The organism is Azospirillum sp. UFLA03-27, assembly GCF_059803775.1.
Window position 1 is genome coordinate 1 of the sequence record NZ_JAUQTX010000171.1, and the last position, 15,399, is coordinate 15,399.

Below are 15,399 nucleotides of genomic sequence, written 5' to 3' on the forward strand. Positions count from 1 at the left end.
GTTATAGTCTCGTGGGCTCGGAGATGTGTATAAGAGACAGTGCCAAGCGCGGCGGCTTCCTGCCCCCGGTGCCGCTGCCCCGCCGGATGTGGGCCGGCAGCCAGTTCGAGTTCCACAGCCCCCTGCGCGTCGGCGACGCCCTGACCCGGACCTCGACCATCCACGACGTGACCGAGAAATCCGGGCGCAGCGGTCCGCTGGTCTTCGTCAAGGTCCGCCACGAGATCCGCCGCGCCGGCGAGACCGACGTCGCGCTGACCGAGTTCCACGACATCGTCTACCGCGAGGCGGCCAATCCGAACGATGCGCCGCCCGAGCCCCGGCCGGCCCCGGCGGACGCGGCTTGGGAGACACGCTGGGTTCCTGACGACGTGCTGCTGTTCCGCTACTCGGCGCTGACCTTCAACGGCCATCGCATCCACTACGACCGGCGCTACGTGACGGAGGTGGAGGGCTATCCCGGGCTGATCGTGCACGGCCCGCTGATCGCCACCCTGCTGCTCGACCTGCTGCGTCACCGGCTGCCGGAGGCCGAGGTCGCCTCCTTCCGCTTCAAGGCGGTGAGGCCGACCTTCGACATCAACCCCTTCTCGGTGTGCGGCACGCCGCTCGCCGACGGCAAGATGGTCCACCTGTGGGCCAAGGACCACGAAGGCTGGCTGACCATGGACGCCACCGCGGTCCTGAAGTGAGGACGCCCCTATGAAACCGCTGTCTGGAATCACCGTCGTCACCCTGGAACACGCCATTGCCGCCCCCTTCGCGACGCGCCAGCTCGCCGATCTCGGCGCCCGCGTCATCAAGGTGGAGCGCCCCGGCGTCGGCGACTTCGCCCGCGGCTACGACGAGCGGGTGCGCGGCGTCGCCTCGCACTTCGTGTGGACCAACCGCTCGAAGGAAAGCCTGACGCTCGACGTCAAGCATCCGGAGGCGCAGGCGATCCTCAAGCGCCTGATCCGCGAGCAGGCCGACGTGGTGGTGCAGAACCTCGCGCCCGGCGCGGCCGCCCGCCTTGGCCTGTCCTACGAGGCGCTGTCCGCCGGGAAGCCGGAAATCATCGTCTGCGACATTTCCGGCTACGGCGGCGACGGTCCCTACCGGGACAAGAAGGCTTACGACCTGCTGATCCAGGGCGAGTCCGGCTTCCTGTCGGTGACCGGCACGCCGGAGACGCCCGCCAAGGCCGGCCCGTCCATCGCCGACATCTCCGCCGGCATGTACGCCTACAGCAACATCCTGGCCGCACTCCTGCAACGCCAGCAGACGGGGCGCGGCTGCCGCATCGACGTCTCCATGCTGGAATCGCTGGTGGAGTGGATGAGCTACCCGCTCTACTACGCCTTCGACGGCGCGCCGCCGCCGGCCCGCACCGGCGCCAGCCATGCCACCATCTACCCCTACGGCCCGTTTCCGTCCGGCGACGGCAAGACGGTTCTCCTTGGCCTGCAGAACGAGCGCGAATGGGTGGCCTTCTGTGAAACGGTGCTGCAACGCCCCGAGCTGGCGCGGGAGGAGCGTTTCTCCAGCAACTCCCGCCGCAACGCGGCGCGCGACGAACTGCGCGGGATCATCCTGGCGGCCTTCGCCGACCTGACCGCCGAGCAGGTGGTCACCCGGCTGGAGCAGGCCGCCATCGCCAACGCCCAGGCCAACGCCATGCAGGATGTCTGGAACCACCCGCAACTGGCGGCCCGCGATCGCTGGCGCACGGTGGAGACCCAGAACGGGCCGGTGCCGGCCCTGCTGCCGCCGGGCATGGCGAGCAACGGGGATGCGCGCATGGACCCGGTGCCGGCGCTTGGCCAGCACACCGACCGCATCCTTGCCGAGCTGGGCTACGCGCCCGGCGACATCGCCCGGCTGCGCGACGCGAAGGCGGTTTGAGCCACGCCGCGAACGGAACGCCATTTTCTGAGAGGACCAGCACCATGCCGTCCACGATCATCGACTCCGCCATCTTCGGCGACATCTTCAGCACCCCGGCCATGCGCGCCGTCTGGTCGGACGAGAACCGAACCCGCAAGTACCTGGACATCGAGGCCGCACTCGCCCGCGTCCAGGGCCGCCTGGGCATCATCCCGCAGGAGGCGGCCGACGAGATCGTCGCCAACTGCTCGCTCGACAAGATCGACATGGCGACGCTGAAGGCTCAGACGGAGCGCATCGGCTATCCGGTGCTGGGCGTCGTCTCGCAGCTCAACGCGCTGTGCCGCGACCGGCTCGGCGAATACTGCCACTGGGGCGCCACCACGCAGGACATCACCGACACCGCCACGGTCCTGCAGATGCGCGAGGCGCTGGACCTCGTGGAGGAGGATCTGGCGGGCCTGTCGGCGGCCCTGGCGACTCTCGCCAAGCGCTACCGGGACACGCCGATGATCGGCCGCAGCAACCTGCAGCAGGCGGTGCCGGTGACCTTCGGCTACAAGATGGCCGGGCTGCTGTCGGCGGTGGAGCGCCATCGGGAGCGGCTGGCGCAGCTCCGCCCGCGCGTGCTGATGGGCGAGTTCGCCGGAGCGTCCGGCACGCTGGCCTCCCTGGAGCATGGCGCCATGGAGACCCAGGCCGGGCTGATGGAGGAGCTGGACCTCGCCCAGCCGGTGATCGCCTGGCACACCATCCGCGACACCATCGCCGAGGTGGGCTGCTTCCTGGGCCTGGTCGGCGGCACGCTCGGCAAGCTGTCGATGGACGTGAAGCTGATGATGCAAACGGAGGTCGGCGAGGTCTACGAGCCCTTCGCGCATGGCCGCGGATCGAGCAGCACCATGCCGCAGAAGCGCAACCCGATCTCCAGCTGCTACATCCACGCGTCGATCTCCGTGCTGCGCCAGCACACGGCGGCCCTGCTCGACGCCATGGTGGCCGACCACGAGCGGTCGACCGGCCCGTGGGAGATCGAGTGGATCGTCCTGCCGGAGGCCTTCTGCCTGCTGGCCGGCGCCCTGAAACAGGCGCGGTTCGTGGTGAGCGGGCTGGAGGTCGATGCCGAGCGGATGCGCGCCAATCTGGAGATGACCAACGGGCTGGTGGCGTCCGAGGCGGTGATGATGGGGCTCGGCCGCCACATCGGGCGCGAGTACGCCCACGACCTCGTCTACGACCTCTGCCGCGAGGCGGTGCGCCAGAACCGGCCGCTGCTCGACCTCCTGGCCGAGACGCCGGAGATCAGCGCCTGCCTCAGCCGCGCCGAACTGGCCAAGCTCTGCGATCCGGCCAATTACCTGGGCCAGTCCGGGGTGATGGTCGATCGTGTGCTGGACCGTGTCAAAAAGCCCGTGGGCGGCTGAGACTTGCCACGGAAGACTGAACACCGGTCGTCGGATCGGCTGTTCCGCTTCGGGAACGGCGCCGTGGGCGGCATACAGGGCGCCCACGGTGCGCTTCTTCTCCGTTTGTGCCGGCGCTCCGATCACGCCGGTGTTGTTCTCGGAATGCCTGCAGCCCGGTGCAAGCCGCAACCGCGCGTCCAGGTGCCGAAGATCGATTGCATCGGCGCTGGATGATCCCCACCGGCTGGCTCCACACCGCGCCATGGCTCACAGCAATGCCGCAAAGCGCCGACGATGTCCATGATGAGCGCCGCGTCCGTCAGCGCCCTGGTCTCATCACGGAAACCAGCGGGAGGCTCTCGTCGGCCGCCTGTTCGGGCGTGATGACGGACTTGTGGTCCAACAGCTTGCGGCCGGCCATATGGTCCGCCGGACGGTTGATGGAATCGATGGCGACCAGCGCGTCCCGGCGGAAGTAGAAGGCCGAGAAGCGGCGATCCCCCAGCGACCCGCGCAGCACCATCCGGTCATGATCGGCGGACAGACCGACGATCTGCAGTTTCACGTCATACTGATCGGACCAGAACCAGGGCGCCGCCGTGAAGGGACGCTCCCGCCCCAGCAGCGCGGCAGCGGCCGACTTGCCCTGCTCGACGGCGTTCTGCACCGACTCCAGCCGCAGCAAGGTCCCCGTGCCGGTGCGACGGGCCGTGCAGTCGCCGACCGCGACGATGGCCGGATCGTCGGTGCGGGCGCTGTCGTCCACCAAGATGCCGCCGTCGCACGCCAGCCCGCAGCCTTCGGCCAGCGCCGTGTCGGGGACGATTCCGACGCCGACCACCACCAGATCCGCCGGATGCGAGCGCCCATCGGCGGTGCGCACGGCGGTGACGCGGCCCCCCTGCCCATCCATCCCGACGACCTTGGCCTCCAGTTCGACCATCGCGCCCTCCGAGCGGTGCAAATCGGCGTAGAAAGCCGCCAGGAACGGCGTCGCCGAGCGAGCGAGCAGCCGGTCCGCGGCCTCCAGAATGGTCACCTCCAGGCCGCGCTTGCGCGCCGCCGCCGCGACCTCCAGCCCGATGTAGCCGCCACCGATCACCACCACCCGCGCCGCCCGGTCGAGCGCCGCGCGTATTCGCCGCGAGTCGTCCAGCGACCGCAGGCCGAGCACACCGTCCAAGTCATCACCGGCGACCGGCAGACGGCGCACCCGCGCACCGGTGGCGAGAGCGAGCCCGCGATACTCCAGGCGGCGCCCGTCCTCCAGGTGCACGTGGCGGGCGGAGCGGTCGATGGCGACGACGCGCGTGCCGGTCAGCAGGGCGATGCCCTGCCGCTCGAAGAACTCGGCGCCGCGGATGGCGAGCTGCGCCTCCTCCATCGTGCCGGCGAGAATCGCCTTGGACAGCGGCGGCCGGTGATAGGGGGCCGCAACCTCCTCCCCGATCAGCGTGATGGGACCGTCATAGCCCTCGGCGCGCAGGGATTCGGCGACCTGCAAGCCGCCCTGCCCCGCCCCGACGATGACCATTCCCGCGTCCGCTTGCGCCGGGCCGCCCATCAGCTCTGGGCCTCCGGCAGGCGGACCACGATGTCGTCCAGCGCGTCGCTCACCCGGATCTGGCAGGACAGGCGGCTGTTGCTCCGCCGCTCCGACGCCGTGCAGTCGAGCATCTCCTCCTCCGTCTCGCTGGGCGGCGGCAGGGAGTCGACGAGCGCCTCGTCCACGTAGCAGTGGCAGGTCGCGCAGGCGCAGGAGCCGCCGCACTCGCCCTCGATGCCGGCGACGCCGCTTTGCACCGCGCCCTGCATCAGGGTCCAGCCCGTCGGGATGTCCACGACCTGCTCCAGGCCGTCGTGCTCGATGAAGGTGACCTTCGCCATGACCGAAACTTCCTTTGGAAAACCGTGTTCTGCGAAAACCGTGCTCTGCGTCTTGGCGCGGCCGGAGCCTTTCCCCCGGCCGCGCCGTCACCTCCGCGATCAGCCGACCGCCAGTTCGAGGCGGGTCGGGCTGCGGAAGGTGGTGGAGGGCATCCAGGGCAGCTGGTCCTGCACCCGGACGAACTCCGGCACGCGCTTCAGGAACTCTTCGATAGCGACGCGGGCGGCCAGACGGGCAAAGGCCGTGCCGAGGCAGGCGTGGACGCCGCCGCCGAATCCCAGATGCCCCTTCGGCTTGCGGTCGATGTCGTAGAGATGGGCGTTGGCGAAGCGCCGCTCGTCGCGGTTCCCCGACCCGTAGGCGAGGCAGACGAAATCGCCGGCGCGCATCGTCTGGCCGTGCAGCGCGACGTCCTTCTGCAGGCAGCGGCGGAAGCGCTGGGCCGAGGTGTTGAAGCGCAGCGATTCCTCGATGGCGTCGGGGATCAGCGCCGGGTTGGCGGCGAGCCGGCGGCGCGCGTCGGCGTGGTCGGCGAGGTTCAGGGCGAACATCGCGAGGAAGCCCGACAGGGATTCGATGCCGGCCATGATCAGCGTGGTGATGGTCATCTGCACCTCGCGGTCGGCCAGCTTCTCGCCGGCGACCTCGGCCTGGATCAGGGCGGTGATCAGGTCGTCGCCGGGTTCGCGCTTTCGCAGCTCCACCAGCTCCTTGGCGTATTCGCTCATCCATTGGAAGGCGGCGAGATGCTCCGCCCCCTTCTGGCGGGTGCGAGGATCGGACTGCACCATCAGCACGGCCTTGTCGCGCACCATCCGCTCGTTCTCGCGCGGCAGGTTGAACAGGCCGAACAGCACATCCACCGTGACCTTGCTGGAGACGTCGCCGACGAAGTCGAAGGTCTTCTCCCCCTGCACGGCGTCCAGCGCCCGGTTGGCCGAGGCGCGAACCGGCTCGGTCAGCCCCTCCACCGCCTTCTTGGTGAAGGCGAACTGGACGATGCTGCGCAGGCGGTCGTGGCGGGGCGGATCGGTGGTGCCCAGCGTGTTGCCGGCGCGGTTGGGCATCTCGTCCATCAGGTTGCCCTTGGCCGAAGAATAGGTTTCCCAGTCGTTCAACGCGGTGACGATGTCGTCGTAGCGCGACAGCACCCACATGTTGGCTTCCTCGCTCCAGAAGCAGGGATGCTCGTCGCGCAAGGTCTTGTAGAAAGGAAACGGGTCGGCATCGACGGCCGGGGAGTAGGGATCGAAACGGAACATCGGGCGCAGTCCTCCGACACCCGCGGCGGCGGGCGGCCAATTGGCAGTTTTTGGTTTGGATCGACGCGAACCGTTGAGGTCGCGAACAATTTCATCCTAGACGGATTCGCCTTTGCGGCGGAATGGACGAAGCGGAAGGAAAATTGTACTTTTCCGACAAACAAAGGCGCGGGGGAGGACGGCATGGAGCAGCCTGCGGAGGGGATGGCGCAGACACGGTCCAGCGCGGTGCCGCTCTTCGCGCTCTACGGCGAGGAGGCCCGGCTCACCGACGCCGAATTCATCCACATTGAGGACATCGAAAGCCGCAGCCGCCTTTATGACTGGGGCATCGGCTCCCACACCCACCGCGGGCTTTTCCAACTGGTGGCGGTGCTCGACGGCGGGGCGCGCGTGCAGATCGACGACCGGATGGCCGAGGTCGCGGCCCCCTGCGTGATCGTCGTTCCTCCGGCGGTGGTGCATTCCTTCCAGTTCCGGCCGGGCAGCCACGGCTATGTGCTGACGGTGGCCGAAGTGATGCTGTTCGACGGGGCCAGCGCACAGAGCCGGCCGCTGTTCGAGGCGCTGTTCCTGCGTCCCTGCCTGATCGATTTCACCGACGCCCCGGCAGCGGCGGAGCGCATCTCCGCGCTGCTCGATCAACTGATGACGGAGTTCCACTGGCCGCAGCTCGGCCGGTCGGCGATGTGCGAGTGGCTGCTGCGCGGCGTCCTGCTGCTGCTGGAGCGCCAGCGCGCGGCGGCGGCCGGTGCCGACCCGGCGGAGCGCGTGCGCACCGAGCTGTTCGCCCGCTTCCGCGCGCTGGTCGAGGACCATTTCACCGAGCATTGGACGATCCCGCGCTACGCGGACGCGCTGGGGATCACGGAATCGCGGCTGAACCGCCTGTGCCGGCATCTCGCCGGCCGCTCCGCCTTCGAGGTGGTGCAGGACCGCCTGCTGCTCGAAGCGAAGCGCCGTCTGGTCTACATCGCCGCACCGGTGTCGATGATCGCCTACGAGTTGGGCTTCCAGGATCCCGGTTACTTCAACCGCGTCTTCAAGAGGCTGACCGGGAAGACGCCGGCCGCCTTCCGGCTTGAGGCGCGCTCCGAATAGCGCGGACCCTTTCTCACCGCTCGGCCGTGTCGAGCCGCGCCAGAATGGCGTCGGCGAGCGCCCGGTAATCGCCCTCCCCGATGGCGCGGGCGTCCAGTTTGAGGTCGCCGACGCGCTGCTGCCAGTCGACAGCGGCGCGGGCCATGCCGCCGGCCAAACCCAGTTCGTCGACGGTGCGCGCGACCTCGCGCATCTCGGCGGCGCGGCGGACGCCGTGGGTCATGACGCGCTCCTGCATGTAGGCGGCGCGCTCCTTGAAGCCGAAACCTGGATAGGTGACGTCCAGGGACTCCAGCACCACCTCGTCCACCCCGGCCTTGCGCCCGGCCAGCACGCATTCGAGGAACAGGGCTTCCAGCCCCTTCATCATGACGCTGCGGATCATCTTGATCGAGGAGGCGGTGCCGACCGGTCCCGCCGCCTCCCCGGCGCTCATCTCCAGGGCCGACAGGGCGGCCAGAGCCGCGGCGGCGTGCGGGCCGGCGACCAGCAGCGGCGTTTTATGAAGCTTCGGATGGACCGGCGCCATCACCGCCAGATCGACGTAGCGCCCGCCCGCCGCCTCGACCACCTGCGCCGACTCCCGCTTGGTGCCGGGCGCGCAGGAGTTGCCGTCGAAGAACAGCGCGCCGGGCGCGAGATGGACAGCGGCGTTGCGGGCGGCGGCCTGCGCCTGATCGGCGGAGACCAGCGAAAAGACCAGCGCGGCTCCGGCCAGGGCGTCCTCCACCCGCTCGGCGCCGGTCACTCCGGCCGTCACGTAGTCGGCCCATTTGCGGGCGCGCACAACCCCGTCGGCGGACCCGGTCTTGACGTCGAAGGCGGCGACCGTGTCCGCCAGCCCGGCGCCCCGCCAGCCGGACCGGAAGGCCGACGCCGCCTCCCCGAAACCGATGAAGGCCACCTTCGCCGTCCGCCGATCCTGCACCGTCATCGCCGCCTCCGCCCGTCCGTGCGCTGGGAGTCCATCTCCCCTCCAATGGGCATGGCTAGCACGCGGACCCGCCGCCGATGTCATTCAATGACGGACCACTCTATCCAATTTTTGAATAGCGTCCCGTCGGTGTTTTGAATGGCCGCTCATGGGCGGGGGACCGGCGAGACGGCCTGCTTCCCGGCCTCGCGCAGCAGATTGAGGAAGTGCGCCTGCGTCGCGGTCGGGCGCCATCCCCGGCGCACGGTGAGGCCGATGGTGCGCTCGGTGTTGGCCAGCTCCACGGGCAGGATGACCAGCAGGCCCAGCTCATGCTCGTGCCGGATCTGGTGCGCCGAGATCAGGGTCAAACGGTCGCTGCCCAGCAGCAGGCCGCGCACCAGGATCTGGGAGCTGGTCTCGACCAGCCCACGCGGTGGTGCTGCAGCGAACAGCGTCTCGAACCGGTCGCGCGTCGGCGTGCCGCGGCGCGGGACCACCCATTGGCACCCCGCCAATTCCTCCAGCGTCAGCGTCGGCCGGCGGGACAGCGGGTGGAAGGCGCGCGCGACCACGACCAGCGGGTCCTCGAACAAGGGTTCCTGCACGATGTCGTCGATGGGCAGCGGGTCGCGCAGCGCGCCGATCAGTACATCGATCTCGCCGTGGCGCAGCCCGTGCAACAGGTCGTCGTAGGGGCCATCGAGAACGTCGAACTGGACGTCCGGACGCTCGCGCACCAGCGCGTTGACGGCGGTCGGCAGGATGAAGGGGCGTGACAACGGCATGCTGCCGACAACGATGCGGGCGGTGTCGCCGCCCAGCCCTTCGCCGACCTCCGCGAAGCCCTGCTCCAGCTCCGTGATCGCCAGTTTCACATGCTGGACCAGCGCCTTGGCGGCGGGGGTCAACGCGATGCCCGCGGCGGTCCGCGTGAACAGCGGCATGCCGGACAGCCGCTCCAGGTCACGGGCTGCGCGGTGCAGGGTGGGTTGCGAGATGCCGACGGTGCGTGCCGCGAGGCTGAAATTTCCGGCGTCGGCGACCGCGGCCAGCGCCCGGATCTGCGCCGCGGTCAGAAGCTGGTCGAAATCCGCCACACCGCGCAGGCCGCCCTTGCGCCCGCCGATGCGGACGGCCTCGCGCGTGCCGGTGCGCAGGCGGTCCAAGGCACGCTCCACGCGGTCGAGGAAAAGCACGCCCATGGCGGACACCGCCATGCCGTCCGGCCGCCGCTCGAACAGGGGAGTGCCGACCTCCTCCTCCAGCTTGGCGATGGCCTGGGTGATGGCGGGCTGGGACAGATGCACATGCTCCGCCGCCTGACTGATGCTGCCGCGCCGCGCCACCTCGCGGAAGGCCCGCAAATGCCGGATGTTGGGAATGCCGTTCATTCGGACTTTCCTGCTCCACAGCATCGCTGCCGGAGTGGCCATAGCAAAATTCAATGGCTCCAGCTTATCGTCGGGACGCCGTCCGGTAAAGGGGCCGGGCCGTGGAGAGCGTTACACCGCCGCCGCGCGCTTGACCGCCTCCATCATGCCGACAAATCCCTGGGCCGAGCGGTATGGCCCCTGCGGATCGCCCGCCTCGGCGAAACAGGCGCGGAGCCGGTCCCAGTCGGGCGCCGGGCATATCTCCTCGAACCAGGGGCCATGCTTCCGCCACGGCGCGAGCGCCGGCGCGACGTCGGCCGGCAAAACGCGTCCGCCGTCGCGTTCCTGCTCCAGGAAGGCCAGGGCCGACCGGCAGCCGCCGACCATGTTCTCGGCGAAGACACCGAGGCTGTCCGGGTGCAGGCGGGGGCGCCCATCCGGGTCGATGTAGAGGATGGGCAAGACCGGAGCCAACCGCGGGAACAGGGTGTTCGCCCAGATGGTCCCGCCCCAGTAGACCTGGGCGATCCGGGCGAAGTGGGCCACTTCGACGACCGGTTCGAGCCCGCTCGCCTCCAGGGGCAGGATCTCGACCTTGGGCTTGGTGACGGTCACGGTGTCGTTGGCCGCGTCGACGTAGAGGGCGCCGATCTGCATGGCGTTCTGGAAATAGCTGCCGCGCAGCGCCCCCCAGATCGGCGACAGGCGGCCGCCCTCCCGGACGAAGGCCGCCAGGGCCTGCGTGATTGGCGTGTCCGGCACAGCGATCCGCCGTCGCAGCCGCTCGAAGACGGCATCGCTGATCTCGCGGCAGAAACCCTTCGGATAAGCGTAGCGGCGCTTCGGGAAGGTCAACCGGCCCTCGTCCCGATCCCGATCGACGCTATGACGCAGGTCCAGCATCAGCGCTTCCAGAGCAGCAAGGTGAGGGCCGAGCCACCGCTCCGTCAGGGCGCGCATCCCCTCGTCGGGCGGAACCAGGCGGCGGTGGCCCTGCCAGAGCCGCAACTGGCGGTCCAACGGAGTTTCGGTGCCCGTCGGCGGACGGAAGGGATCGGTGTGAGTCACGGGCGGGCGGTCTCCGGGAAAGCGGCAACCGTCCATTCGGTCCGCAAAGCCAACCCGGGCGGAGCGGCGCGCGGCATCCCCGATCTGGTCCTCGCCCAGGCTGATCCCGGACAGGTAACGCCATCGCCAGGCCGGAGGTCAATCTTGCCGAGGCGCCGACCTGTTTCAGCCGGCGGCCCTGGCGGAACCGATAGCCCCGGGGACCGTCCGCGAGTTGCTGACCGGCGTCATCACCACGGCGCCTCCGAGCCCTATGGGCTGACCTTCACGCGGGAGAATGCTTAATCCCTGCCGTCTCCCATGATCCCGAGCTGACCGCGCAACGCCGCCAGGATCTCCACCGACAGTTCGGGATCGGCCTGCGCGGTGGCGCGGGCCAGCGCCATGCCGCCGATCAGGGCCGACACGATGGCGATGGCGCGATCACGGCGGCCGGCATCACCTTCCCCGTCCCGCTCCGGCAGGCGTGCCTCCACCGCCTCGAAGAAGCGCTCGACACCGGTCCCGAAGCGCTCCTGCACCGCCGGGTCCTGCCGCGCCACCTCCCCGGCGAAGGCGGCCATCGGGCAGCCGGCGTCTGGTCGGTCGCGGTGCCGTTCGCTCAGGTATCGCGTCAGGAAGGCGTTGAGCGCCCCCTCCGGCGACGCCTCGTCGGCGGGCAGCCGGTCGAGGCTCTCCGCGAAGGAGGCCTCGCACGCCTCGGCGGCCAGCGCGTCCTTCGAGGCGAAATGGCCGTAGAAGCCGCCGTGGGTCAGCCCGGCGGCCTTGGTGATCTCCGCCACCCCGACCTTGTCGAATCCGCGCTCGCGGAACAGACGTCCCGCCGCCTTGACGATGGCGGCCCGGTTCTCCGCCGCCTTTTCCTTGGAAACCTTCACGTCGTCACCCTGTGCATGGCTGCCACGCCTCCAATGTGGGGGATCGCGGCAATATTCATGATGGACGTCATGAATAACTCCATTCATGATGACCATCATCATAACCCGGCGAGCATGGAGAGGACAATGACGGATATGAGCGGCGGCGTGGCCCTGGTCACCGGCGGCACCTCGGGCATCGGGCGGGCGACCGCGCTGGCCTTCGCCAAGGCGGGCGCCACGGCCATCGTCACCGGGCGGCGCGAGGCCGAGGGGCTGGAGACGGTGGACCTCGTCCGGCAGACCGGCGGGCGCGCCGTCTTCGTCCAGGCCGACGTCGCCGACGCCGAGGAGGTCGCCGCCCTGTTCGCCCGGATCGAGCGGGACCACGGCCGGCTCGACTACGCCTTCAACAACGCCGGCATCCATTTCGGCCGCTCGGTGGCCGACACGACGGAGGCCGACTTCGACCGCATGGTCGCCGTCAACATCAAGGGCGTCTGGCTGTGCCTGAAGCACGAGCTGCCGATCATGCTGCGGCAGGGCAAGGGCGCCATCGTGTCCACCGGGTCGGTGCTGGGCCAGATCGGGCTGGCCGGCAACAGCGTCTATTCCGCGAGCAAGGCGGCGGTCGAGGGCATGACCCGCAGCGCCGCCATCGAGGTCGCCAAGTCCGGCGTGCGCGTCAACGCCGTCTGCCCGGCGATCATCCAGACGCCGATGAGCGCCGGCTCCTTCGGCGGGGAGGAGGCGGTGAACGCGGCGCTCGGCCCGCTGCACCCGGTCGGGCGCGTCGGCCAGCCGCGCGAGGTCGCCGACACCGTGGTCTGGCTGTGCTCCGACGCCGCGTCCTTCATCACCGGCCAGTCGATCAACGTCGACGGCGGCCTGACGGTGCAGTGATCCCCACCCCATCCAGGAGTTCGCGATCATGGATACCCTCGACCCCGCCGCCGACCCCGTCGTCATCGTGTCCGCCGCGCGCACGCCGCTCGGCCGTTTCCAGGGCGAGCTGTCGGCCCTGCCCGCCCACGCGTTGGGCGCCCACGCGGTCCGCGCCGCCCTGAGCCGCGCCGGGCTGGCGGCGGAGCGCGTGGACGAGGTGCTGCTCGGCTGTGTGCTCTCCGCCGGCCAGGGGCAGGCGCCGGCCCGGCAGGCGGCGCGCGGCGCCGGTCTGCCCGACGCCACCGGCGCCACCACCGTCAACAAGGTCTGCGGCTCCGGCATGAAGGCGACGATGCTCGCCCACGACCTGATCCGCGCCGGCTCCGCCGACCTCGTGGTCGCCGGCGGCATGGAGTCGATGTCCAACGCGCCCTATCTGCTGGCCAAGGCGCGCGGCGGCTACCGCATCGGGCACGACCGCATCCTCGACCACCTGATGCTCGACGGGCTGGAGGATGCCTATGAGGGCGGACGCCCGATGGGCGATTTCGGCGAGGCGACCGCCGACCTCTACGGCGTCTCCCGTGCCGAGCAGGACGCCTACGCCGTCGAGACGCTGACCCGCGCCCGCGCCGCCATCGCGAGCGGCGCCTTCACCGCCGAGATCGCGCCCGTCACCCTCGCCGTCAAAGGGGGCGAGCGGACCGTCGTCGACGACGAGAACCCGCTGAAGGTCGCGCCGGAGAAAATCCCCGGCCTGAAGCCGGCCTTCCGCCGCGATGGCACGATCACCGCGGCCAGCTCCTCGGCCAACGCCGACGGGGCGGCGGCGCTGCTCCTCACCCGCCGCTCGCTGGCCGAGCGCGAGGGGTTGCCCGTGCTGGCGACCATCCTCGGCCACGCCACCCACAGCCAGGACCCGGCTTGGTTCACCACCGCACCCATTCCAGCGATCCGCAAACTGCTCGACCGCGTCGGCTGGGGTGTCGGCGACGTGGACCTGTTCGAGATCAACGAGGCCTTCGCGGTCGTCGCCATGGCGGCGCAGCGGGACCTCGGCATTCCGCGCGACGCGCTGAACGTCAACGGCGGGGCCTGCGCGCTCGGCCATCCCATCGGCGCCACCGGTGCGCGGCTGATCGTGACACTGCTGCACGCGCTGGCCGCGCGGGGGCTGCGCCGCGGCGTCGCGTCCCTGTGCATCGGCGGCGGCGAGGCCACCGCCATCGCGGTCGAACGGCCCGCCTAAAGCGAACTTTTGTTCGCTTTAGGCTCATATCGCCTCATTCGCCGGCGGGCTCCGGTCGCATGTGCGACCGGGACCGCCGGCGCGGTCCAAAGCGGATCGCAGTCCGCTTTAAACCCCATCCGCCCAACCGGAAGCGCATCCATGCTCTCCTCCCCCGTCGCCGCCGCGCTGGCGCGGCGCAACGTCCATTACGGCTGGGCCGTCGTCGGCGTCACCTTCCTGACCATGCTGGTGTCGGCCGGCGCGGTCGGCGCGCCCGGCGTCCTGCTGCTGCCCCTGCAGCGCGAGTTCGGCTGGTCCACCGCCGACATCTCCATCGCACTGGCCATCCGCCTGCTGCTGTTCGGTCTGATGGGGCCGTTCGCCGCCGCGCTCATCAACCGCTACGGCGTCAAGCGGATGGTCCTGTCCTCGCTGACGCTGGTCAGCGGCGGGCTGCTGCTGTCGCTCGCCATGCACGAGGTCTGGCAACTGATCCTGCTGTGGGGCTTCGTCGTCGGCTTTGGCACCGGCCTGACCGCCATGGTGCTGGGCGCCACCGTGGCGACGCGCTGGTTCAGCCGGCGGCGCGGGCTGGTCGTCGGCCTGCTGACCGCCAGTTCGGCCACCGGGCAGCTCGTCTTCATGCCGCTGCTGTCGATGCTGACCGAGCAGATGGGCTGGCGCGTGGCGCTGGCTCTGCTGTGCGGGCTGCTGTGGGTGGCGGCGCTGGCCGTGCTCGCCCTGATGCGCGACCGTCCGTCCGACCTCGGGCTGGCCGCCTATGGCGAGGAGGGGGCGGCGACCGCCCCGCCGCCGCCCGCCGGATCGGTGGTGGCCGCCGCCCTGGGCGCTCTGCGCGACGCATCGAAGACGCGGGTCTTCTGGGTGCTGTTCGCCACCTTCTTCATCTGCGGGGCGAGCACCAACGGGCTGATCCAGACCCATCTGATCCCGCTCTGCGTCGATTTCGGCGTGCCGGAGGTGCGGGCGGCCAGCCTGTTGGCGCTGATGGGAATCTTCGATTTCGTCGGCACGGTCGCCTCGGGCTGGCTGTCCGACCGCTACGACAACCGCTGGCTCCTGTTCTGGTATTACGGGCTGCGCGGGCTGTCGCTGCTGTTCCTGCCCTATTCCGACTTCACGCTCTACGGCCTGTCGCTGTTCGCGGTGTTCTACGGGCTGGACTGGATCGCCACCGTGCCGCCGACCGTCCGGCTGACGGCGGAACGCTTCGGGCGGGAGCGCGCCAACCTCGTCTTCGGCTGGGTCTTCGCCGGGCACCAGATCGGTGCCGCCTGCGCCGCCTTCGGGGCCGGCTACGCCCGCAGCACGCTGGACAGCTACCTGCCGGCCTTCTTCATCGCCGGGCTGCTCTGCCTGGGGGCCGCGCTGCTGGTCCCGACGCTGGGCCGCGCCCCGGCCGCCAAGCCGGCGCCGGCCACCTGAGGGTGCCAGTTCAAGGCGGCTGTCCTAGCAGGGTGCGGAAAAACGAACATATTTCGGCCTTTTGCCTCCGTTGAGGATAAAAATGCGGGTTTCAGCGGGC

General features: G+C 70.0%; 14 protein-coding genes. 7 read left to right on the forward strand and 7 right to left on the reverse strand.

The genetic code is table 11. From position 1 onward, the window contains the following. From Q4I23_RS22215 to pcaB, 3 genes are all read left to right on the forward strand, one after another. Positions 1 to 692: HTD2 family dehydratase (locus Q4I23_RS22215; protein ID WP_498527644.1), on the forward strand; the 692-nt coding region annotated here is incomplete at its 5' end. A 10-nt stretch (positions 693 to 702) separates the two neighbouring features. Beyond that, positions 703 to 1,884 carry a CaiB/BaiF CoA transferase family protein gene (locus Q4I23_RS22220; RefSeq protein WP_498527645.1) on the forward strand — a complete coding sequence of 394 codons (1,182 nt, stop codon included), beginning with the start codon at positions 703 to 705 and terminating at the stop codon, positions 1,882 to 1,884. A gap of 44 nt (positions 1,885 to 1,928) precedes the next feature. After that, on the forward strand, positions 1,929 to 3,290 hold the full coding sequence (pcaB, locus tag Q4I23_RS22225; protein WP_498527646.1) for a 3-carboxy-cis,cis-muconate cycloisomerase: 1,362 nt from the start codon (positions 1,929 to 1,931) through the stop codon (positions 3,288 to 3,290). A 301-nt stretch (positions 3,291 to 3,591) separates the two neighbouring features. On the opposite strand, the gene Q4I23_RS22230 is transcribed toward pcaB, so the two are convergent. The 3 genes from Q4I23_RS22230 to Q4I23_RS22240 all read right to left on the reverse strand — a co-directional run bounded on the left by Q4I23_RS22230 (position 3,592) and on the right by Q4I23_RS22240 (position 6,422). Continuing rightward, entirely contained in the window at positions 3,592 to 4,836 is a 1,245-nt protein-coding gene (locus tag Q4I23_RS22230; RefSeq protein ID WP_498527647.1) for an NAD(P)/FAD-dependent oxidoreductase, read from the reverse strand. Next, positions 4,836 to 5,159: a 2Fe-2S iron-sulfur cluster-binding protein gene (locus Q4I23_RS22235; protein WP_498527648.1), complete on the reverse strand. Its 324-nt coding sequence runs from the start codon at positions 5,157 to 5,159 to the stop codon at positions 4,836 to 4,838. Before Q4I23_RS22235 ends, Q4I23_RS22230 begins: the two co-directional genes overlap by 1 nt. Positions 5,160 to 5,258: 99 nt before the next feature. Continuing rightward, a complete protein-coding gene (locus Q4I23_RS22240; RefSeq protein WP_498527649.1) occupies positions 5,259 to 6,422 on the reverse strand; it encodes a cytochrome P450 in 1,164 nt (387 codons plus the stop codon). Positions 6,423 to 6,605: 183 nt separating this feature from the next. On the opposite strand from Q4I23_RS22240, the gene Q4I23_RS22245 reads away from it, so the two are divergent. Next, a complete protein-coding gene (locus Q4I23_RS22245) occupies positions 6,606 to 7,523 on the forward strand; it encodes a helix-turn-helix domain-containing protein (RefSeq protein ID WP_498527650.1) in 918 nt (305 codons plus the stop codon). Between the two features lie 13 nt (positions 7,524 to 7,536). On the opposite strand, the gene Q4I23_RS22250 is transcribed toward Q4I23_RS22245, so the two are convergent. From Q4I23_RS22250 to Q4I23_RS22265, 4 genes are all read right to left on the reverse strand, one after another. Further along, entirely contained in the window at positions 7,537 to 8,457 is a 921-nt protein-coding gene (locus Q4I23_RS22250; protein WP_498527651.1) for an NAD(P)-dependent oxidoreductase, read from the reverse strand. Between the two features lie 146 nt (positions 8,458 to 8,603). Then, complete coding sequence (locus Q4I23_RS22255) at positions 8,604 to 9,830, reverse strand: LysR family transcriptional regulator (protein ID WP_498527652.1); 1,227 nt, start codon at positions 9,828 to 9,830, stop codon at positions 8,604 to 8,606. A 111-nt stretch (positions 9,831 to 9,941) separates the two neighbouring features. After that, the gene (locus Q4I23_RS22260; protein ID WP_498527653.1) at positions 9,942 to 10,880 is read right to left on the reverse strand and encodes a hypothetical protein; all 939 of its coding nucleotides are present in this window, start codon (positions 10,878 to 10,880) and stop codon (positions 9,942 to 9,944) included. 281 nt (positions 10,881 to 11,161) lie between these two features. Beyond that, positions 11,162 to 11,758 (reverse strand): TetR/AcrR family transcriptional regulator, encoded by a 597-nt coding sequence (locus Q4I23_RS22265; protein ID WP_498527654.1) that lies wholly within the window; start codon positions 11,756 to 11,758, stop codon positions 11,162 to 11,164. Between the two features lie 126 nt (positions 11,759 to 11,884). On the opposite strand from Q4I23_RS22265, the gene Q4I23_RS22270 reads away from it, so the two are divergent. From Q4I23_RS22270 to Q4I23_RS22280, 3 genes are all read left to right on the forward strand, one after another. Beyond that, positions 11,885 to 12,640 carry an SDR family oxidoreductase gene (locus tag Q4I23_RS22270; protein ID WP_498527655.1) on the forward strand — a complete coding sequence of 252 codons (756 nt, stop codon included), beginning with the start codon at positions 11,885 to 11,887 and terminating at the stop codon, positions 12,638 to 12,640. Positions 12,641 to 12,668: 28 nt separating this feature from the next. After that, the gene (locus tag Q4I23_RS22275; protein ID WP_498527656.1) at positions 12,669 to 13,871 is read left to right on the forward strand and encodes a thiolase family protein; all 1,203 of its coding nucleotides are present in this window, start codon (positions 12,669 to 12,671) and stop codon (positions 13,869 to 13,871) included. Between the two features lie 141 nt (positions 13,872 to 14,012). Further along, on the forward strand, positions 14,013 to 15,299 hold the full coding sequence (locus Q4I23_RS22280; protein ID WP_498527657.1) for an MFS transporter: 1,287 nt from the start codon (positions 14,013 to 14,015) through the stop codon (positions 15,297 to 15,299). The last annotated feature ends 100 nt before the right edge of the window (positions 15,300 to 15,399 follow it).

Coding starts and splice junctions, on each gene's coding strand:
- Q4I23_RS22220 (WP_498527645.1), top strand. CDS start 703: ATGAAACCGCTGTCTGGAATCACCGTCGTCACCCTGGAACACGCCATT.
- Q4I23_RS22245 (WP_498527650.1), top strand. CDS start 6,606: ATGGAGCAGCCTGCGGAGGGGATGGCGCAGACACGGTCCAGCGCGGTG.
- Q4I23_RS22240 (WP_498527649.1), bottom strand. CDS start 6,422: ATGTTCCGTTTCGATCCCTACTCCCCGGCCGTCGATGCCGACCCGTTT.
- Q4I23_RS22270 (WP_498527655.1), top strand. CDS start 11,885: ATGACGGATATGAGCGGCGGCGTGGCCCTGGTCACCGGCGGCACCTCG.
- Q4I23_RS22255 (WP_498527652.1), bottom strand. CDS start 9,830: ATGAACGGCATTCCCAACATCCGGCATTTGCGGGCCTTCCGCGAGGTG.
- pcaB (WP_498527646.1), top strand. CDS start 1,929: ATGCCGTCCACGATCATCGACTCCGCCATCTTCGGCGACATCTTCAGC.
- Q4I23_RS22275 (WP_498527656.1), top strand. CDS start 12,669: ATGGATACCCTCGACCCCGCCGCCGACCCCGTCGTCATCGTGTCCGCC.
- Q4I23_RS22250 (WP_498527651.1), bottom strand. CDS start 8,457: ATGACGGTGCAGGATCGGCGGACGGCGAAGGTGGCCTTCATCGGTTTC.
- Q4I23_RS22230 (WP_498527647.1), bottom strand. CDS start 4,836: ATGGGCGGCCCGGCGCAAGCGGACGCGGGAATGGTCATCGTCGGGGCG.
- Q4I23_RS22280 (WP_498527657.1), top strand. CDS start 14,013: ATGCTCTCCTCCCCCGTCGCCGCCGCGCTGGCGCGGCGCAACGTCCAT.
- Q4I23_RS22235 (WP_498527648.1), bottom strand. CDS start 5,159: ATGGCGAAGGTCACCTTCATCGAGCACGACGGCCTGGAGCAGGTCGTG.